Consider the following 20,795-nt stretch of genomic DNA (forward strand, 5'->3'; position numbering starts at 1 on the left):
CTGTTTTTCTCATCTGCGGTGGGATTTCGTTCTGCAACGACCGCAGCATCTGATGCAGCGATTTTCGCAGCATCGGCAGGTTTTCTTTTTCGAGGAATATATCCCTACCGACCATCACCTGGCCTACCTCGAGATTCACCCGTTCTCGGGCACCACTGTCAAGTCGGTGCGGCCGAGGATCCCTCACTGGTGGAGCGAGACCGACCGTCAGGAGGCGCTCGGCCACCTGCTCGATGAACTCCTCGAACTTCATGGCGGGGGGAAGCCCATTTTCTGGTACTACACCCCGCTGATGTATGCCTTTTCCGCGCATGTCGACACTGCAGCCGTGGTTTACGACTGCATGGACGAGCTCGCCAATTTCAGATTTGCGCCGCTGCAGCTCAAAGATGCCGAAATGGAGCTGATGGCGCGCGCGGATATGGTGTTCACCGGCGGAGTCAGCCTTTACGAGGCAAAGCGTCATAAGCATAGAAACATCCATGCCTTTCCCTCGAGTGTCGATATCGAGCATTTTCGCGCCACTCGCGACGGCGTTGCGGAACCGGCAGACCAGGCCGGTATAAAAGGGCGGAAGCTCGGCTACTACGGGGTAATCGATGAGAGGCTCGATATGCAACTCGTCGCCGCAGTTGCCCAGGCGCGGCCCGATCTCTCGCTTATATTTCTTGGTCCTGTCGTCAAGATTTCGCAGGAGGATCTGCCACGCGCCCCGAATATCCACTATCTCGGGCTTAAATCCTATGCCGACCTGCCGGCATATCTCTCCGGTTGGGACGTCGCCCTTATGCCGTTTGCTCTCAATGAGGCGACGCGCTTCATCAGCCCGACGAAAACGCCGGAGTATCTCGCGTCGGGTCGACCAGTCGTGAGCACGCGGGTCATCGATGTCGTTCGTACCTACGAGGACGTCAAGGGTGTGTTTCTCGCCTCAGGTGTGGGGGACTTCGTTGGCGCTTGCGATAGGGCAATCGCGTTGGCCGATGGAGGCACCGAGTGGCTGCGGGACGTGGACGCGATGCTGATGCGTTCCTCCTGGGACAAGACTTTCAATCTTATGTCGGACATCCTCGCCCGATCGCTTATCGGCAGCGCGGGCGCGCCTGCTCGCCTCTTCACGCATCATGCCTTCGCAGAAGACATCAGCTCGACAGCTACGGTCAGGGGGTAGCTGATGCCCCGCATCCTACTGGCGACCGACAGCCTTGATCCATCTGGTATGGGGGAGCACATGCTAGCCCTCGGTCGAGCCTTGGACAGGCGATGGGACGTGACCCTGGCATTGTTGTCCGAAGATTACAGTCCTTTGCTGATGCGAGCACTCAGGCATGGCATGAGCGTGAAGCGCCTGCATTCCAACGATCATTTTGCCGCCTGGCTCAACGAGCAAGCCTTCGATGTCCTGCACGTGCATGCCGGTATCGGGTGGGAGGGTCATGGGCTCACTGCTGCCGGCATAGGGGGCGGCATCCCTGTCATCCGCACAGAGCATCTTCCTTATCTCCTGACGGATCCCGATCAGGTCGAAGAGTACCTCCAGCATATCAAGGGTATCGGTCACCACATCGTCGTCTCTGACGCGTCCAGGGAGAGCTTTGTCGATCACGTGGCAGAGGACCGAATGAGCGTCGTCAGAAACGGCATCTACCCGCTGCATCCGCAGGAAGCAGCAGCCGAGGTGAAGACGGAGATGGGTCTGGATGGGCGCACCGTTCTTCTGACCGTGGCGCGGTTTTCGACCCAAAAGGATCATGCGACGCTGATAAACGCTCTGCCGAAAGTACTGGAGGCCCATCCGTCAACAGTGCTGCTGCTCGTTGGCTCCGGCGACGAGCTAGAGGCCACAGAAGCGCTAGCCTCGTCGCTGGGGATTTCCGACCATGTGCGTTTCCTCGGCCATAGACAGGATGTTGCCGACATCGCGAACATAGCCGATCTCTTCGTTCTACCATCGCGCTTCGAAGGCCTGCCATTGGCGGTCCTCGAAGCCATGTCCCTCGCTATCCCTGTGGTCGCGACCCGTGTGGGCGGCACGATAGAGGCACTCGGCGAACATCATGACTTTTTCGCGCAAGCTGGCGACCCCGCATCCCTTGCCGCCGTCATCAACAAGGCCCTTGCCGACACCGACAGGGCGACCAGCTCGGGCAATGCAGGCCGCTCGCGCTTTGAAGCGGAGTTTTCCGCAGAGCGGATGGCTGAGCAAACTGCCGCAATTTACGACCGTGTTCTACAGGAATCGGCGATACATGATAAGAAGGATACAACCATGAAAAGGACCCGTCTCGCCTTCATCGGCGTCGGAGGCATTGCCCAACGGCATCTGGACATTCTGGCCACGTTCGACGATGTCGAACTGGTCGGCTTTGCTGATCCGGATCTCGAACGTGCCGACCGGGCAGCCATGCGTTTCGGCACAAGGTCTTTTCGGCACCACAATGACATGCTCGACGAGCAGCGCCCAGACGCGGTCTATGTTTGCATTCCACCGTTCGCACATGGCGAACCGGAGCATGACCTAATTGCGCGAGGCATCCCGTTCTTTGTCGAAAAGCCGGTCTCTCTCGATCTGAAGACGGCCGAGGCGATTTCTGCAGCGGTTGAGGCGAAGGGCATCATCACGGCGGTCGGCTACCACTGGCGATATCTCGATACGGTCGACGAGGCGCGCGCGCTGCTGGTCAACAACCCTGCACAGCTTCTTTCAGGCTATTGGCTCGATTCAACGCCGCCGCCGCAATGGTGGTGGAAGCAGGACAAGTCGGGCGGACAGATTGTCGAGCAGACAACCCATCTTCTCGACCTCATCCGCTTCCTCATTGGTGATGTCCGGGAAGTCTACGGGCGGGTCGGCCATACCGACAGGGCGGAGTTTCCGGGTCTCGACGTCCCGACCGTGACAACGGCAAGCCTCACCTTTGAGAACGGCGTGGTGGCCAACATCGCCTCAACCTGCCTGCTCGGGTGGAACCACCGCGTTGGTCTGCACATCTTTGCCGACCGGCTTGCGATCGAATTGACCGACCGCGACATCATGGTCGATACCGGGCGAGGGCGGCCGACGCGCGGCGCGGACGGCGATCCCGTGTGGCGCGAGGACCGCGACTTCATCGACGCCGTCAGCGGCGGGGAGAATCGCATACGTTGCCCCTATAGCGATGCCGTGGCGACCCACCGCCTGGCGCTTGCCATCATGGCATCTGCGCAGAGTGGCGAGCCTGTGCGTCTCGACCTGCCAGACACAAAGCGGACGGCACCGGCGCCCCTGCAGTTCCAGCCGCGCCCTGAAGAGCACCATGGAATGCCGCCTGGCCACCGCAAGATCCGCTCGCTGGGCATTGAGGGACCCGGAAGGCCCTATTTTTTCGAATACGAGGAGGGGCCTCCGGCCGATGGCCAAGTGAGGCTGGAGACGCTGTTTACGGGCCTCTCGGCCGGAACCGAGTTGACGTTCCTCAAAAACACCAATCCTTATTTCCGTTCGCGTTTCGACAGCGAGCGCGGCGTCTTCGTGGGCAACGAGCCTAACCTCCACTATCCGGTGCCATTCCTGGGCTACATGGAAGTTGCGAGGGTGTCGGAATCCCGGGCGACAGGTTTTGCAGAGGGCGCCATTGTCGCGTCCGCCTATGCCCACAAAACCGGCCACACCTCCAACCCTTACCATGACGTGCTCATCGCCATGCCTGACGCCATCGATCCGATCCTCGGCGTGCTCGTCGCGCAGATGGGGCCGATCGCCGCCAACGGCATCCTACACGCCGACGCGGTTGCCTACGGGGCCCACGTGCCGGCGTTCGGGGCAGGCGTCAAGGATCGTCCTGTTCTCGTGGTCGGTGCAGGAACCGTCGGGTTAATGACGGCGCTGTTTGCACAGGCGCATGGCGCGTCTGACGTCGTCATCGCTGACCCATCCGAATTTCGCCGGCGGAAGGCTGAGGCGCTGGGCTTGACGGCCATGACCGAAGATCAGGCATGGAACCATGCGAAAGCTCGCTGGCACGATGGCGCCATGGGGCGCGGCGCGGACCTCGTCTTCCAGACCCGCGCCCATTCGGACAGCTTGCACATGGCCCTGAAGGCGCTGCGTCCGCAAGGGACAGTGATAGACCTTGCGTTTTATCAGGGCGGCGCCGATGGCTTGCGTCTTGGTGAAGAGTTCCACCACAACGGCCTCAATCTTGTCTGCGCTCAAATTAATCGCGTGCCGCGAGGCCTTGCCCCCCTGTGGGACAGGCGTCGGCTTGCCCTGGCGACGATCGACCTGCTGACGGCGAGGGGAGCCGAAATCCGCGAACACATGATCACCCATGTCATCCCGATTGACGACGCGCCCGGCTTTCTGGTCGATCTGGTCGAGAACAGGCCGGATTTCCTTCAGGTCGTCTTCCAGGTGGGCCAATGAGTTCGAATGAAGCCCCGGTCAGAATACTGTTCGTCTTCGCCTGGCTCGTCGTTGGCGGAGAGGAGACAGAAGTACGCCTGCTGGCCGAAAATCTAGATCGGCGGCGCTATTGCATCGATGTTGTCGCGTGCTTCCGCATGGAAGGCATGCCGGAGCAGACCCACGAGCAGCTGCGAGCTCTCCGCGTCGATGTCGACACAAGACCTTACGAGCTGTCCTTCGACGATACGGTCAGATACCTCTCAGAAAAAGCAGCGGGATATGATATCGTCGTCTCCTGCCAGAACGTCGCCGACATCTACCCCGCTCTTGAACGGATGCATCTGAGGCCGTTGCTGATTGAACATGGCGGGTTGGTATCGGAGGCGCTGGCCGGGCCGAAACACCTTACGAGCCGTTATGTCGGCGTCTGCCGCTCGATCCGGGATGCGGCAGCTGCTATCATGCCAGGGCGCGAGGAGCATGCCATCGAGATCCCCTCGATGGTGGACTTGAAGGCGTTCGATACGACCCGTCGTTCAGCGCTGAGGGCGAGCCTTGGCATCACAGAAAGCCAGACGTTGACCGGTTGGCTTGGGCGGCTTGATCCGAAGAAGAACGTGGCCGACTTCATCGAGGCAGCTGCGCTGGTGTGCGCCAATGATGACAATGCCCGCTTCGTGATTGTCGGTGGCCCCGACGCCTTCATGCCGGACTATGCGGATGATCTGCGCGAACTGGCGCAGAAACGTGGCCTCGGTGCCAGGCTCGCCTTTCTTGGCGACCGCAAGGATGTCGCCGATCTGCTGTCGGCCTTTGACATCTTCGTCTGGCTCTCCGAGGGGGAAGGCATGCCGCACGTGATCGCCGAAGCTGGTGCGGCGTCCTTGCCGGTCATTGCAACGCCCGACAACGGCGCGTTGCAGCAAATCGACGATGGTGTTTCCGGCATCTTCGTGCCCTACCGCGATTATGTCGTCGTGGCCGAGAAAATCGCGTACCTAATTTCAAATCCGACGGTCCGACACCAGTATGGCTCCGCCCTGCGCCGGAAAGTCGAGGAAACCTATTCCGTCGCAACCGTTATTCCGCAGTGGGAGAGATTGTTTGCCGGAGTGCTTGCGGAACGCCGGCCGGCGTCGCCGACTGGCCTGTTCAAATCCTTCCTGCAGGGCGGCTTCGAATGTTCCACCCATAGGCTCAAGCCGCAAGAGGGCGAGGGCCGGCGGCTTGACATGATCGAAGCCATTGAGCACGACCGTTACGCCGAGCAGGATTACCGGCAATTGGCGCGTTACGGTATCCGCACGGTACGCGACGGTTTTCGCTGGCATCTGATCGACAGGCATGGCGGTTACGATTGGTCGAGCATCAGGCCAATGGTGAGGGCCGCCGTGGCGACAGACACTCAGGTTATCTGGGACCTGCTGCATTACGGCCTGCCGGACGATGTCGACATCTGGTCACCGGCATTCGTCGACCGCTTCGCGCGCTTTGCTCGGGAATGCGCGCACATCGTACGGGAGGAAACTGCCGAGATACCGTTCTATTGTCCCGTCAACGAAATCTCGTTTTTTTCATGGGGCGGGGGGGACGCCGGTTACCTCAACCCATTTGCCCATGGGAGGGGGTTCGAGCTCAAGGTACAGCTCGCACGCGCCGCCATTGCCGCCATGGACGCCATTCTTGCAGTGGATTCCCGCGCTCGTTTCGTGCATTGCGATCCGATCATCAACGTCGTCACCGATCCATCGCGCCCTTGGGACGCTGGCGTGGCCGGCGGTCACCATCAGTCACAATTCCAGGGTTGGGACCTGCTTTCGGGCCGCATCTGGCCACAGATAGGAGGCGACGAGCGCTATCTCGACATCATCGGCGTCAACTACTATTTCAATAATCAGTGGATCCACGGTGGTCCGCCCATCGATCAAGGCCATCACCTCTACAAACCGCTCAGCAAGCTTTTGGCGGAAACTTATGCGCGTTACGGACGACCCATCCTGATCGCGGAAACCGGGATCGAGAATGACCGACGCGCATCATGGTTCCGGTATGTGTCAGAAGAGGCCCGTCGGGCGCTGCAGCTGGGCGTTCCGCTGGAAGGTCTCTGCCTCTATCCCGTAGTCGACCATCCCGGCTGGGACGATGGAAGATACTGCCACAACGGTCTCCTGTCTTCGCACGTCACGTCAGCAGGCCGCGTTGTACATCAACCGCTGTGGGATCAGTTGACAGCCGCATATACCTAAAAAACGGGTCGCCACCGCGACCAGGCTGTGAGACTGCGGTGGCTGCTAGGCGGTGTGGACGGATTGCCGCATGTTTAATTTCTGCGATTGAACTAAGCCGCTGATCGCGGCGATTTGCGGCGGGCTTTGACGAGAGCGCCCTGACTGAGAGGATGGTTGTGTTGCAACCCACCCTTCAGACAGGAGGCCCCGATGGCTGAGATAAGCCCTCTTCGCCGCCGGATGATTGAGGACATGACGATCCGCAATTTGTCCCCGGCAACCCAAAGATCCTACATCAGTGCAGTCCGGAAGTTCAGCCGCTATTTCTCCCGATCACCTGATCGGCTTAATCTCGACGACATTCGCACGTTCCAGGTTCACCTTGTCTCGACGGGGATATCGTGGGCATCGTTAAATCAGATCGTGTGTGCTCTCCGATTTTTCTATGGCATTACCTTGGCCCAAGACGATGTCCCTGAGCGGATTCCATACGCGCGCAAACCCCGCAAGATCCCCGTTGTTCTGTCGGCGGACGAGGTGGCCCAATTTCTTGAGGCCGTCTCCAGTCTCAAGGCGCGTGTAGCGCTGACCACAGCTTATGCCGCTGGCCTCAGGGTCGGCGAGGTCTGTGGTCTGAAGATCGAGGATATCGACAGTTCCCGGATGGTGATCCATGTTCGTCATGGCAAAGGCGCCAAAGCCCGATACGTCATGCTGTCAAACGAGCTGCTGGGCATTTTACGCAGTTATTGGCGTCTATCGCGACCCACCGGGTTCCTTTTTCCAGGGCGCGATGCCGACAGGCCGATCGAACCGACCGTTTTGAACGCCGCCTGTCGTTCAGCGGTTGCCGCTACTGGCCTTTCAAAGCGGGTCACCGTCCATACGTTGCGGCATTCCTTTGCAACGCACCTTCTGGAGAACGGCACCGATATCCGGATCATCCAGGTCTTGCTTGGCCATGCCTATCTATCCAGCACTGCGCATTATGCACAGGTGTCCACCGACACCATCAGGTCGACCGCCAGTCCCCTTGACCGTTTGCGATTGGAGGTGACCCCGCCGGAAGCGTAGCAGGTTGCGTCCCGCCTTCGAAGTCGCCGACATCTTTCGGTGGCATGGTGGCCCTTACAGACGCGAGAACGCCGGTCATCTTGGCCGCAGCGAACGACGCGTCATGGGAGCAATAGAAGCCTGCCGGACACCCAGGCTCGGGGGTCATGTCGATGCTTGCGATCAGTGCGGCAGAACCCGCATCTCCTATAACTCATGTCGTAATCGCCACTGCCCAAAGTGTCAGGGAGCCGCTCGCAAGGATTGGGTCGACGCACGCATCGCCGATCTCTTGCCGGTCCCCTATTTCCATGTGGTCTTCACGCTACCACGTGATGTCGCTGACATCGCCTTCCAGAACAAGGCGGTCGTCTATGCATTGTTGATGCAGATCTCGGCCGAGACCCTGCAGACCATCGCAGCTAACCCCAAGTGGCTAGGCGCAGAGATCGGCGTCACCGGCGTACTTCACACCTGGGGCCAGGCGATGACCCACCATCCCCATGTCCACTGCGTCGTACCGGGCGGAGGCCTCTCACCAGACAGAACAAGGTGGATCAATTGCCGATCGGGCTTCTTTCTACCCGTGCGCGTGCTGTCACGTCTGTTTCGCCGACGCTTCCTGACAGCTCTCGCTGAAGCCTTTGCCAAAAACGAACTCCAATTCTTCAACGAACTCGCTCATCTCAACGATAGCAAGACATTCGCCCGCCATCTTGCCCGCGCTCGCAGCATCGAATGGGTGGTCTACTCAAAGCCCCCATTCGGCGGTCCAGATCAGGTACTTGCCTATCTTGGCCGCTACACCCATCGTGTTGCCATCGCAAACAGCCGCATCGTCCATGTCGATGACGACCATGTCGCCTTCAGATGGAAGGATTATCGTGGAGACGGTCGCGACCGTGAGAAGATCATGCGTCTTCATCCCCACGAGTTCATCCGGCGCTTTCTCCTTCATGTGCTTCCGGATGGCTTCCACCGCATGCGCCACTTTGGCTTCCTCGCCAATTGTCATCGGCGCGATCGTATCGCTCTCTGCAGAAGCCTCCTCGGCCAACCATCACCGACAGGCGAGCGATCCCATTCGACAAAATCTCAGCAGGCCCATTCCTTCGAATGCCCCGATTGTCAGCGTCCCATGCGTCGAACTGGCGTCACCGTTGCCCCTGTACCACCGCCTCGGCCATCATCCTTCTGGTGCGATACTTCATGATGTCAGACAACCGCAAACATCACAGCATATTCCCACTCGTCCAGCGCTGTGCCGGCGATCGATATCGCTCGACCCCCGCAAGATCGAACCGCTTCAGATCCCGGTACATTTGGCCCACAGGTTGCAAGGTCTCCGGCAAAACGCTCCCGAATGTCCATTCTCAGGATCAGCGACACCCTCGGAGCAATCGGGACGGCATGGTTCCGGCTCCGCCGACATAGGGCCGCTTCTCAATTCCCCATAGCAGCGTCCAACAACCCGCGTCTTAGTTCAATCCGGCTTACATGAGGCCGCCCGAACCCGCCGCGCTGTCCCATGCGACCTCAAATAACCCTCCAGATTCCCAAATCAGTATTTGAATGATTCATGGGTTGCCGGTTTCAGAGGAGATCGGCGATGCTGACGAAGATGACAGAGGCGGACTGGGCGGTCGCACTTGAGGTTTTCCGCGTCTCGCTTCCACGGCGGGGCGACAAGGGTCGAGATGACCGGCTGTTTTTGGAGGCCCTGCACTATTTCTCCGTCAACAATATCACCTGGCGCGGTCTGCCGGAGCGCTATGGACATTGGAACAGTGTCTGGAAGCGCTTTTCCCGATTGAGCAAGGCGGGTGTTTTTGAGATTTTCTTCGAGCACCTTGCCAGCCTGAGCACGTCGGCCGATCTGGTTCAGATGTTCGACAGCACCGTGGTGCGCGAGCATGTTTCGGCAGCGGGAGCAAAAGGGGGCAATATGGCCAAGCGCTTGGCCGCTCGCGAGGCGGCTTCTCGACCAAAATCCACCTGAAGACCGATTTCGACGGACATCCCATCGCCTTTGGTCTGACCGGGGGCGAGAAAGGTGACGCTCCGCACTTTCCAATCCTGCTTGGCCTTGGCCCCGATGTAGATCCCCGCGCCGCCACGGGCGACAAGGGCTATGACAGCAAGGCTAACCGGCAGACCGCAAGAAGACGGGGCGCGGTTCCCGTCATTCCTTATCGTTCAACGGCAAAATCAAAGCCGACGTTCTTTCCCAAAGCGCTCTACAAAGGTCGCGCCCGCATCGAGCAAGCAGTCGAAAACTCAAGCGCTTCAAGCGCGTCGCGCTACGATGCGAGAAGACCAAACAAAATTTCTCCTCCATCGTCGCAATCGCCGCAGGCTTCATCTTGATCAAATCCGTCCACACTGACTAGGCAGCAATGGGGGTGAAACCGACTTCTTTCAAATGATATTGCATCTTCCAGAGAATGATGTCGCGCGGATTGCTGGTCGAAACCAAGACCCAGGACATTGATACATCGCCGACGACGAGTTGAACGGATGATACAAAAATTTCCGAGAACTTTGACAACGCTTCCTCCGCATCAAGGCCCAGTCTTTGAAAATCGGGAGTCTCGTAGGCGAAATACATGTCCGCTTTCGGCATCTGAACTAGAAGCTTCTCAAGGTGATCAAGCGAAAACAGTCTGAGTTCTGAAGACGGGGATGCCTGGTGGGGTTGGTTCTGATTGTAGCTCCAGGCTGAAAAGAGGTTTTTCCGATCTCCATTGTCGATACTTGAAGAATGTGTTTCCACCCGCAACGTTGCCGTTCCGCGCATGACATCGCAAATGAGTTTCGTTGCCAGCTTCCAGTCAGCTTCTCGTTTGAACATTATGTCGCTCTGCTGTCGAAGCTCTTAAGTCTCCGATGAGGAAGTTCACGGGTATAGACCGATGCCGTGTGTAAGAAGAAGACCCCTGCAATCGGCTAGGGGCTTGATCGAAGTAGTTGAAAAGCAAGCTTTCCTTCCATATCGCTAACCCTTGGCCTTGGACTTTGTTCCGATCAACGCGCACTGTCTGGGGGCGGTCACACGACCAGAAGAGCACTAACCGGGCGCGCAAAGGTCACGCTCGTCATTGCACCGACTTCCACGGGGAGGATGGCGGCGGTTGCAATAAATGCGCAAGCTATCAGTTAGCTGGCGTTTCCTGTGCGAACGGGCATGCCCGTTAATTCCCCACGAGTCGACCGAACATTTGTGGCCGACTGGAAGATAGGTGTGTTACTTATAGTTGTTGAGGCAGTCTAACCGGAGCCCAAAGAGCGTTCGGCTGGTTATTAAACGAGGAAACTGAAATAGATACTGAAACCGTGGAGGATCAAACCTGGGGCATCGACGAACTTCGGCGCGCCATCGAAGCGGCGGGTGTTGCCCTGTGGACATGGAATGTCGATGACAACACGTTAGTCATGGATGCACGAGGATATGCGCTGTGGGATGTGCAAGGTCAGCGATCTGTCAGCTTGGAGCATCTTTCTCTCAAAATACATCCCGCGGACCGAGATAGGGTCAGAGCAGCCTTTTCCGCGACCAGAGCTGTCGTGGGTCCTTACGAGATCGACTTTCGCATCATGGTTGGGCCAGATGTCAGGTGGATATCTGCGCGCGGGCAGGGGAACGATGCCGGAATACTCCGGAGAACCATGACGGGCATTTTCCTGGATGTGACGGGTCGCAAGCAAGCGGAAGAGAGCCACGAGCTGCTGGCGGGAGAGATGAGCCACCGCGTCAAAAATCTTCTGGCTGTTGCCAGCGGGCTCACGCAAATCACGTCGCGCTCCTCGTTGTCCATCGAAGATATGTCCCGGCAACTGACGCAAAGATTGAGCGCCCTTGGCCGAGCACATGATCTAGTGCGCCCCCTCCCGGGAATTCAGGGCAAAGCTGCTCTACTTGGAGACCTGGTTACGGTGCTGCTTGCGCCCTACGACGAAACGGGAGCATTCGCAGGACGCATCCGCGTGGCAGTTCCCCGTATGGGTGTCGGTGACAACGCTGCGACAGCGCTAGCACTCATCGTCCACGAACTGGCAACGAATTCGCTAAAGTATGGCGCCCTTTCAGTCGCCACCGGAACGCTGGACGTGTCTGGAACAATGGTCGGAAACGACGTGGAAATAGTGTGGTCGGAGCAGGGAGGTCCGGAGGTTAAGCCGCCGACTGGACCAAGCGGTTACGGAAGCAAACTCGTTCAACGAACTATCTCGTCTACGCTCGGAGGCGTGATCTCGATCGACTGGACCAGGAGCGGAGTGCTTGTGACAATGCGGATCGATGGCGACAAGGTATCGCGTTAGGATGCCGTGCGCTTCTTCCTAGCCGTGAGATTTCACCGACGGTCAAGCGATTGACGTTCAATCTGAAAACGATCAAATCCGATTTCAGGTTGAAATACCGCAAGGTTTCAACGGGCTGGCCAGTTAAAAACCATGCGGCGCCGCCGCATGGCGTGTCTGTTATCTGCAAATCAGCCTTCGGCTTTCTGGTTGACCACCTTCGTCGCGATCGAGGTGAGTGCGATGTCCGTGGCTTGCTCCTCGTCTAGCGTGGTCTGAAGCAGTTTGGCAGCATCTTTCAATCCCAGTTCCAAGGCCCAAGTCCTAAGGGTGCCATAGCGGGACATTTCGTAATGCTCGACGGCCTGAGCGGCGGCGAGAAGGCCAGCATCGAGAGCGGGGGAACCCTCGTACTCTTCCATGATTTCGGCACCTTCATCCGTGATGCCCATGATCGCGTCGCAGGTCTTTTGCTCGGGTTTCTTTCCAATGATTTTAAAGACTTCTTCGAGCCGCTCGACGTGCACCTTGGTTTCAGCCAGATGCTTTGTGAAGGCATCCTTGAGCTGTTTGCTCTTAGCGGCCTCGTTCATCTTAGGGAGTGTTTCGACGATCTTGTTCTCGGCGAAATAGACGTCTTTAAGCGTGTCGTGAAACAGTACGTCGAGTGTTTTGACAGCTTTGGCCATGATTGGCTCCTTTGTTTGAATTTCCGTTGGCAGGGGGTATCGTTCAATACCCGATATCGCTCGAACTGCAGGCGGACGGATAATGCGATCATGCTTTTGCTGGCTCTGATCAGCATTGTAAGCTGGTGTCCTCCTCCGTCAGGATCGATCACGCGTCCGTGAGCAAACAACTTTTAGGAGTAGGAAATGTTCCCCGTCGCGGATGGTGCAAGTGGGTCTGTTTCCCAACCGGTGTCTCTAGCAGCTTGCTTGGCCACGGTCAGAGACATCGGGAGACACGGATCGACACGGCTTCAGTAAACCGTCAAACTGCGCGAACGGGATGTGACAAATCGATCGACGATCGCATCACGTTCAACCCGACCAAGACGCGACTGATATGAAATGAAGCTACAAGACCGTCGCTGGAAAAGCCGCCTGCAAGGCCGCCGACAGTGCCTTCACTGATGCCGGCTTTCTCACGACAGGAGCAGATGCAAAGTCTATCGGTATACCTGTGCCCTCGCGATACCCGGTCGAAAAAATGAACGGAATGTTCCGTGCGCGCAGTTCCACCGCAATCGCTTCGGAAGTCTCCTTGCCGAGATTGAAGTCAAGGACCGCAGCGTCGGGCCTGGATGCTCGCAAAACTTCGAGGGCGTCGTCCAGCCGATGCGATGTGATGACCTCCGAGGCTCCGATTTCAAGCAGCATTTCCTCCATGTCCATTGCGATGAGTGCTTGATCCTCCACAAGCAGGATGGACAATCCCAGCAAAGGCTTCACGTTGGCGTCTGCAACGGTTCTTTGCAGCGCTCGAGGAGCAACCAGATGAAGGTGAATCGCAGGCACCCGAAAACTGGCGCGCAATCCGATCGGGTCGTAATGCAGATCGGCGGTTCCGCCGAGATCGGTGACGATCGTTTTGTCTATAAGGGTCGATCCAAACCCCTTTCTGGTTGGAGGGGTGACTGTAGGACCTCCCGTTTCTCTCCATGTAAGGACACAGTCGCCATTCGTTTCGAGCTGCCACGAGATTTCCAAGACCCCTGTCGCGGCTGACAGGCTGCCGAACTTCGCGGCGTTGGTCATCATCTCGTGGAGGAGCAATGCGAATACGCTGAACGCATGGGCGGATAGAGCGATGGAAGGACCCCTGATGTAAAATCGGTGAGGGAGCTGCTGAAAGCGGTGCATGCTCGCCTCGGCATCGATCAGCGCGCGCAACTCGCCGCCGTCATGGCCAGCGAATGACATGTCGTGAGCGTAAGATAGTGCATCCAGTCTTCCTGCGAACGACGTCGCAAATTCATCGTAGCTCGAGGTATGGATCCCGGTTTGTTTGGCGATCGATTTTACCAAGGCCAGGACATTCTTGTTGCGGTGGTTCAGTTCGGCGTTGAGCAGTTCGCGCTGGCCATCAGACCTCGATCTTTTCGCCTCTGCGGCTTCCAACTGGCCAGTGACGATATCACGAAGATAGCTGCGCACACTTTCTGCAACGACCTTGTTGTCAATGGTCCACGGCAGCGAACGGCCCCTGACATCCTCTCGCCAGGTCTCAAAGCTTGCGCGCGGCGTTAGTCGATCGCCGAACGGACTTGAGATCGTCTGCTTGCCGGGTTCGCCCGCCCATTCGATCTCGTGGGCTTCTTCACTGCGAAATAGCAACAAATAGGTGTCCCTTGTGGCGGAGACGGGTATGGCAAGCAGTCCCGCTACCCTGCCGCCGAGGGCGGACTGCGGAAATCGTGCGCTCAGTTCCTGTGTTTCCCAAATATGGTTGCGAGCTTCGATCCTCAGAACGTCCATGATCGGTTCCACCTCTTCCTGCGAAGGAACCGTACCCAAAGCCGTCCATTCGCCGTGCGACCAGATGGCAGCACCGTCACAGGCAATGAGCGTCGACAACTCCTTCAATCGCTCATGCAGTGTTTCCTCGATAGACCGCCCTGGATCGATCGTCGTCACGATCGCATCGAGCCGACGGTTTGCGTAGGCCGTAGCGCGCTGGAACTGTCGACTTTCGGCCGCTGCAATCTGAAGGGAAAAGTATTGCGCAAAAAGCTCGGTAGCGACGCGCAGCGGGATCGAAAGTTTCTTGGGGCTGTCGTGGTGGCATGCGATCAGACCCCACAATTCGTCACCGATCACGACCGAAATGGACATGGATGCAGAGACACCCATGTTCTGCAGATATTGGCAATGTATGGGCGAAACACTTCTGAGGTGAGCGTAAGACATGTCAATCGGCGACTGCCCGTCTGTCAGCAGAGGCGACAGGGGCACCGGCTCGAACGAAACGTCGGCGATCAGGCGCGTCCAGTTTTTCCGATAAAGCTTGCGCGCTTGGGCCGGAATGTCGGCATAGGGAAAATGCTGCCCGAGAAAGCTTTGCTGTTCCGGAGCCTTGGCTTCCGCAACCACACGGCCTGCTCCATTGTGCAGAAACTGGTAGACCATGACCCTGTCGTATCCGAGCAGCGCCCGGACGAGTTTCGCGACAGATTTGACGAGATCATTGACCTCGTTGTCATTGTCGATCCGCCGCACGAGAGCTTGCGTCATGCTCAGGGCGATTTCGGTGTCGCCGATGGACGCTGCAGCCTCGAACTCGACGAAAATTCTATTCTGGTGTTTGTGAATGGTAATGTCGGCGAGACGCCCGCCAAGAGGTACGCTGAGGACGACGCCCGCCACATGACCGTAGCCAGCTTTTGCTGCTGCATTGCCGATCTGATGGGCGACGTCGGAGCCAACGACCGCATTCAAGGTTTGGCCGATGACCAGCTCGATTTTGGTGTCGAGGTATTCAGCAATGTTGACAGACGCGAACTGCACGACGCCTGTTGCCGCCTCGACGACCAGCATTGCCCCATGGGGTTGAATGCTGCCTGGAATATGGATCGGCTCCCTATCGCAATTCGACAGGTTGGTATCGGTTGTCTGCGTATCCATTCAAAATCCCCCGAAAACCCCGTTCAGTCATGACGGTGTCTCTTGCAGGGTCTTTCTCTATAACCAATGCAACCCGCAGCATTCTCTGGCCATGAGCAGTTGTAGTACTCGCCATTCGACGAATTTCCTAGCGATGGTTTCAAAGCATCGGAACCAAACACTGATCGGCAAGTACGGATGAACTGAGTATGCCGGAGAAAAAAGCGGAAACGCCCTTGGATGATCATGCCCGAGGAGGGAACGTGGCGTTTCGGATCGTAGATCACGAAATTATAGGCACTTCAAATGCCGAGCGTACCGGCCGAGAAGCCGACACATCGGTGTTCGGCAACCGGCTCCGATTGTCCCATCCCGGACAAGGTTTTGATCCGACTCTGAATTTGCGCCGATGTAAACGTCTGACGAAGGGCACCCATGCCGCCATCGCTGCGGCAAACGGAAGCGTCACGTCAAGCGTGGGCTTTCTTGCTGGCAAAGCTGACGGCAAGAACGGCGAAGATGAGCAATCCTGTTCCGACCTGCTGCCAGTAGAAATTCAGGTCGCTGAGCAGCAGGCCGTTGGCAACGATGGCGAGCAGGAGGACGCCCAGAACGGTGCCGGGGATGTTCGGGCGGCCGCGTGGACTAAAGGTGGTGCCGATGAAGGTCGCGCCGATTGCGTTGAGTAGGAAGGCATTCCCGGATGAAGGGATGTAGACGCTGACGGTCGCTGTCAGGATCAGGCCGGCTGCGGCAGCAATCGTCCCGACCAGGATGAAGACGACGGCGACATGGGCCCGGATCGACAGGCCGGAATAGCGCACTACGCTGGGTTGGATGCCGGATGCCAGCAGCACGCGCCCGAACCGGCTGCGGGCAAGTAGGATGGCTGCAGCCATGATGATGAGGAATGCGACGACCAAAGGTGTCGGCACGCCAGCGATTGTGCCATGGCCGATGAAGCGGAAGGAATCGGGAATGCCGTTCGGAGGAAGATAGACCGGGTTGCCACCGTTCGTGAGCATCTGCTGGATACTGCGACCGATAAACAGCGTTCCCAGCGTCGCCAGGAACGGTGATATGCCAATGCCGGAAATGAGCAGCGCATTGAATGCGCCGACCAGCCCGCCGGCGACAAGCCCGGCCAGTGCAGCTATCGCGACCGGCTGCCCCGCCAGCACCACCGAGACGAAGGCAAAACTTGCCATGTCGACCGCCGTGCCGACGGATAGATCGATGCCGCCTGAGGCGACTGCGAAGGTCATCGCCACGGAGACGATGGCAAGCAGCGTGAAATTATTGACGAGTACGCTCTGCAGGTTGGCGATGGTCAGAAAGGTCGACGTTGTGAGGCTGAAAACGGCAAAGACGACAATCAGCGCCAGCACCAGTCCATAGCGACCGATGTTGCGCGGGATGCGCCGGGCCGAAGCAGCTTTTGCAATAGGCAACTGTGCGGTGAGGGGCATCGATCAATTCTCCTGTCGACGCAGCAATGTGGTCGCGGACACGACGATAAGGATCAGCGCGCCCTGGACGCCGCTGACCAGTGTGCTCGAGATGTTGAGCAGTTGAAACCCGTTGACCAGGAAGCCGACCAACAGCGCCGACAGTAGCGTTCCCGGGATGGTCGGCACGAGACGACGAGAAAAGACGGATCCGAGCAGTGCGGTCACAACGACCGGAAGCAGCATCTCGCCAGCGCCCGTCGTGCTCCCGCTCAGGTAGGAGACCGAAAGGATTCCAGCGAGGCCGCCGCAGACGCCGCTGGCCACAAATGCTCCCGCCACCAGCCGCTTGAGGGGCAACCCGGCGGCCCGCGCCGCCTCGGCAAATTCTCCGACAGCGTAGAGGCGCAATCCGAGTGGCGTGAATTGCACGATGCCGGTCACCAGCAGTGTGAAGCCGAGCAGGACATAGGCGAGAACGGGGATGCCGAACGGGTCTGTGGCGGAAAGGAGGGAAAGAAACGGCGTCGATGCAGGCAGCACGGTGTTCTGGGTCAGCACCAGTTCCAGGCCGCCGACAACATTCATCACCGCCAGCGTTGCCAAAAGCGGCACGATGCCTGCAAGCACGACTGCGGCTGCATTGACGGCCCCGATCAACGCCCCGGTCGCGATGGCGGCCACGATGGCCGTTGCATCGCCGAAACCGAGCTGGATCAGGCTGGCATAGACTGCGGCACTGAGACCCATATTGGCTGCCAGCGACAGGTCGATGCCACCCGTCACCACATTCGACCCGCCGGCGATGAGAACGAGGGTAAGTCCGATCGCCAGCACGCCCGATATGGCCGACTGGCCAAGCACATTGCCGATATTGCCGACGCTCAGAAAATAAGGAGCGGTCAGCGAAAAGATCACCAGGATTGCCGCAAAGGCAAGGATCGAGCCGCCACGAAGGGCCGCAGTCGTGAAATTCCGACCGACCTTCGGGCGTATGTCTTGCGCCTGTTCGAAATCGATACCCGCATAGTGAGCGTCAGCCGACATGGCGCAGTTCCTCCTTCGAGCCGGTCGATTGGGCCAGCACGGCATCGGGCGTGGTCTCGCGCGACGCGAATTCGCGCACGATGCGGCCTCGGAAGAAGACGAGGATGCGGTCGGTTATCCCGACCAGTTCGGGCAAGTCCGAGGACAGCACGATAATGCCGGCGCCCCTTTCGGCGAGGTCGCCGATCAGCGTGTAGATCTCGACCTTGGAGCCGATATCGACGCCGACGGTCGGCTCGTCCAGGAGGTAGATCTCAGAATGCCGGCTCAGCCATTTCGCGATGGCGACCTTCTGCTGGTTGCCGCCGGAAAGCGTCCGAACCAGCGCCTCGCGTCCTGCGGTCTTGATCTCGAGCCGCTGGATCAGCCGCTCCGTTTCGGATGCCTCCCGGCTCCGGTCGATCAGTCCAAACCGGGTGAAACGCGGGAGGGAGGCGAGGCTGATGTTCTCGCCGACATCCAGATCGAGCGCCACTCCATTGATACGGCGGTCCTCTGGCACCAAGGCTATTGCGCGGTCGGTGGCTTCAGACGGATCGGCAGGTTGTATTGTCTTGCCGAGCACCGCGATGGTACCGGCGGTGGCGGTCTCCAGGCCGAACAGTGTGCGGATCAGCTCCTTCGCGCCCGAACCGAGCAGCCCCGTCAGCCCGAGAACTTCTCCACGCCGGAGTGTGAAAGAGACATCGGCATATTTGCCGGGTGATGTCAGATGTTCCAGCTGCAGCAGATCCTCGCCGACAGTCACCACTCGTTTTGGAAACATGTCTTCGATGTCACGCTCGATCATCAGCCGCGCAATTGCGTTGGCGGAGGTGCTCGCCATCGGTAGCGCGGCAACGGTACGGCCATTGCGCAAGACGGTGACATCGTCGCAGATAGCTTCGATTTCGGCGAGGTAATGCGAGATATAGATGATTGTCACGCCTTCGTCGCGGAGGCGGCGGATCAGCTGGAAGAGGATTTCCGCTTCCCGGTGCACGAGCGCGGCAGTGGGTTCGTCGAAAACGAGGATCTTGGGCTGGTTTAGCAATGCCCGGGTGATCTGGACGATCTGCTTTTCCGCAGTCGACAGTTCGCCGACCAAGGCGCCGGTGGGCAAGTTGATGCCAAAATAATCCTCGAGTATTGCGGCTGCGCAACGCTGCATGGCACGGCGATCCAGAAACGGCGTTCCTGCGATACGGGGCTCCCGCCCGAGGAAAAGCGCCTCGCCGACGGTAAAGGTCGGAACCAGCAGGCGGTCCTGGTGGATGAAGTGGATACCGAGCTCTTCCACCAGATGCGGCGTCAGCTTTTCGAATCTCTGGCTGTCGATGACGATGCTCCCGGCGTCTGGCTGGTGCAGTCCCGCCAGCAGCTTGATGAGCGTCGACTTGCCTGCCCCGTTCTGGCCTACGAGGCCGTGGACGGTGCCACGGCGGACCGAGAGCGACGCCCCGGACAGCGCCTGTGCCCCACCGAAGTGCTTGTCGATACCTTCGAGGCGGATGATTTCGCGGCTCTCAGGCGTAGTCGTGGATGTGGTCGTCATGGAACCCTCGCGCGGCCCGCAGCCTCGGAAATGATCTGCGGCCGGGCCGCAGATCATGGATGACCCGAGATCAGCCGATGCCGAGCTTCTTGGTGATTTCGTTGACATTGGCCTTATTGGCGAGCAGAGCCGGGACGTAGGTTTCGCGCGGCAGGGTCTGGCCGGCGAGCAGCTTTGCGACATTGTGGATGGCTGTGCGTCCGATCTCTGCCGGTTGCTGTGCGACATCGGCGCCGGCCGGCGAGTTCGGATCTGCGACGAGCTGCAGCACTTCCGGGCTGCCATCGACACCGTAGGTCCTGATTTCCGTGCGGCCGGCAGCCGCCAGCGCCTGGGTGGCACCGAGTTGCGGGATATCCCATGCCGACCAGATTGCCTTGATCGATCCCTTTTCCGGAAACTTGTTGAGCAGGGCGGTGACCTGGGTGAAGGCATCCTGCACTGTATTGGGGATGACGTCGCGCAGTTCCGGCTGGAGGATTTTCACCTTGGGGAAATATTTAACGACATTGACCAGCTGGTCGTAGCGGATGGCGCAGGGCGTGACGCCATAAAATCCGTTGAAGGCGACGATGTTTCCTTCACCGCCGATATCGGAAATCAGCTGCAGTGCCAGATCCTTGCCGATGCCCCAGTTGTCCGAGGTCGTGTTGTTGAGCGAGTTGGTGGAGCCGACATCGATCGTCAGCACCGGTATGCCGGCGTCGCGAGCCTTCTTCAGCCATGGATCGATGACGCTGAGCGTGCCGAGAATCTGGACTATCGCATCCGGCTTCTGGGCAATCAGAGTTTGCAGCTGCGACACAAGCTTGCCGTCGTTGCGGCCGGCATCGACGGCGATCGGCTCGCCCCCAAGGCGCTTCACTTCGGCAATCTGGGCGTTGTAGGCCTGGAGGTCGAAGAAGTGATCCGTGCCCGTGGCACTGATCGCGATGCGCTTGCCCGTCAGCGACAGTTCGCCATCGGCGGCCGATGCCGGCGCCCGCCCGACCAACGTCGCTCCCGCCACCGCAGCTCCGGCTATTGCCGACAGCTTCAACAGATCACGCCGGCCAATTCCGCCGCTAGAATGTTCGTTTCCCATATCCCGCTCCTTATGAATATAATCTATAGACTAAGTATTCTAAGGGTGCAGGCGAGGAACAGCTTTTCAAATTTCAGCGGAACCGGGCAATGTCCGCATCGAATTGCGCC

General features: G+C 58.7%; 14 protein-coding genes and 1 pseudogene. 8 read left to right on the forward strand and 7 right to left on the reverse strand.

Going from position 1 to position 20,795, the window contains the following annotated elements; genetic code table 11:
- Positions 1 to 52: 52 nt before the first annotated feature.
- The 7 genes and pseudogenes from PR017_RS02635 to PR017_RS28395 all read left to right on the forward strand — a co-directional run.
- A pseudogene (locus tag PR017_RS02635) lies at positions 53 to 1,087 on the forward strand (glycosyltransferase); the annotation flags it as partial.
- A gap of 87 nt (positions 1,088 to 1,174) precedes the next feature.
- The gene (locus tag PR017_RS02640) at positions 1,175 to 4,405 is read left to right on the forward strand and encodes a glycosyltransferase (protein WP_111217861.1); all 3,231 of its coding nucleotides are present in this window, start codon (positions 1,175 to 1,177) and stop codon (positions 4,403 to 4,405) included.
- The gene (locus tag PR017_RS02645; protein WP_111217863.1) at positions 4,402 to 6,633 is read left to right on the forward strand and encodes a glycosyltransferase family 4 protein; all 2,232 of its coding nucleotides are present in this window, start codon (positions 4,402 to 4,404) and stop codon (positions 6,631 to 6,633) included. The genes PR017_RS02640 and PR017_RS02645 overlap by 4 nt, the downstream gene beginning before the upstream one ends.
- Before the next feature lie 192 nt (positions 6,634 to 6,825).
- The gene (locus tag PR017_RS02650) at positions 6,826 to 7,689 is read left to right on the forward strand and encodes a tyrosine-type recombinase/integrase (RefSeq protein WP_111220930.1); all 864 of its coding nucleotides are present in this window, start codon (positions 6,826 to 6,828) and stop codon (positions 7,687 to 7,689) included.
- A 4-nt stretch (positions 7,690 to 7,693) separates the two neighbouring features.
- The gene (locus PR017_RS02655) at positions 7,694 to 8,881 is read left to right on the forward strand and encodes an IS91 family transposase (RefSeq protein WP_111220929.1); all 1,188 of its coding nucleotides are present in this window, start codon (positions 7,694 to 7,696) and stop codon (positions 8,879 to 8,881) included.
- Between the two features lie 396 nt (positions 8,882 to 9,277).
- Entirely contained in the window at positions 9,278 to 9,667 is a 390-nt protein-coding gene (locus PR017_RS02660) for a transposase (RefSeq protein WP_111220069.1), read from the forward strand.
- Entirely contained in the window at positions 9,658 to 10,035 is a 378-nt protein-coding gene (locus PR017_RS28395) for a transposase (RefSeq protein ID WP_425070035.1), read from the forward strand. The genes PR017_RS02660 and PR017_RS28395 overlap by 10 nt, the downstream gene beginning before the upstream one ends.
- A gap of 19 nt (positions 10,036 to 10,054) precedes the next feature.
- On the opposite strand, the gene PR017_RS02665 is transcribed toward PR017_RS28395, so the two are convergent.
- A complete protein-coding gene (locus tag PR017_RS02665; RefSeq protein WP_111220071.1) occupies positions 10,055 to 10,519 on the reverse strand; it encodes a hypothetical protein in 465 nt (154 codons plus the stop codon).
- A gap of 482 nt (positions 10,520 to 11,001) precedes the next feature.
- Between PR017_RS02665 and PR017_RS02670 the strand changes: the two genes are divergently transcribed.
- Positions 11,002 to 11,988 (forward strand): sensor histidine kinase, encoded by a 987-nt coding sequence (locus PR017_RS02670; RefSeq protein ID WP_240538982.1) that lies wholly within the window; start codon positions 11,002 to 11,004, stop codon positions 11,986 to 11,988.
- Between the two features lie 170 nt (positions 11,989 to 12,158).
- On the opposite strand, the gene PR017_RS02675 is transcribed toward PR017_RS02670, so the two are convergent.
- From PR017_RS02675 to PR017_RS02700, 6 genes are all read right to left on the reverse strand, one after another.
- Positions 12,159 to 12,656, reverse strand: a complete 498-nt coding sequence (locus tag PR017_RS02675; protein WP_111220073.1) for a YciE/YciF ferroxidase family protein — start codon at positions 12,654 to 12,656, stop codon at positions 12,159 to 12,161.
- Positions 12,657 to 13,046: 390 nt separating this feature from the next.
- Entirely contained in the window at positions 13,047 to 15,593 is a 2,547-nt protein-coding gene (locus PR017_RS02680; RefSeq protein WP_111220075.1) for an HWE histidine kinase domain-containing protein, read from the reverse strand.
- 449 nt (positions 15,594 to 16,042) lie between these two features.
- Positions 16,043 to 17,041, reverse strand: coding sequence for an ABC transporter permease (locus PR017_RS02685; RefSeq protein WP_111220077.1), 999 nt, complete (start codon positions 17,039 to 17,041; stop codon positions 16,043 to 16,045).
- Positions 17,042 to 17,044: 3 nt separating this feature from the next.
- A complete protein-coding gene (locus tag PR017_RS02690; RefSeq protein WP_111220079.1) occupies positions 17,045 to 18,067 on the reverse strand; it encodes an ABC transporter permease in 1,023 nt (340 codons plus the stop codon).
- Positions 18,057 to 19,601, reverse strand: coding sequence for a sugar ABC transporter ATP-binding protein (locus tag PR017_RS02695; protein ID WP_111220081.1), 1,545 nt, complete (start codon positions 19,599 to 19,601; stop codon positions 18,057 to 18,059). The genes PR017_RS02690 and PR017_RS02695 overlap by 11 nt, the downstream gene beginning before the upstream one ends.
- Positions 19,602 to 19,671: 70 nt before the next feature.
- Positions 19,672 to 20,685 (reverse strand): sugar ABC transporter substrate-binding protein, encoded by a 1,014-nt coding sequence (locus PR017_RS02700; protein ID WP_111220084.1) that lies wholly within the window; start codon positions 20,683 to 20,685, stop codon positions 19,672 to 19,674.
- Positions 20,686 to 20,795 lie beyond the last annotated feature (110 nt).

It is taken from the genome of Rhizobium tumorigenes (assembly GCF_003240565.2).
Taxonomy (GTDB): domain Bacteria; phylum Pseudomonadota; class Alphaproteobacteria; order Rhizobiales; family Rhizobiaceae; genus Rhizobium; species Rhizobium tumorigenes.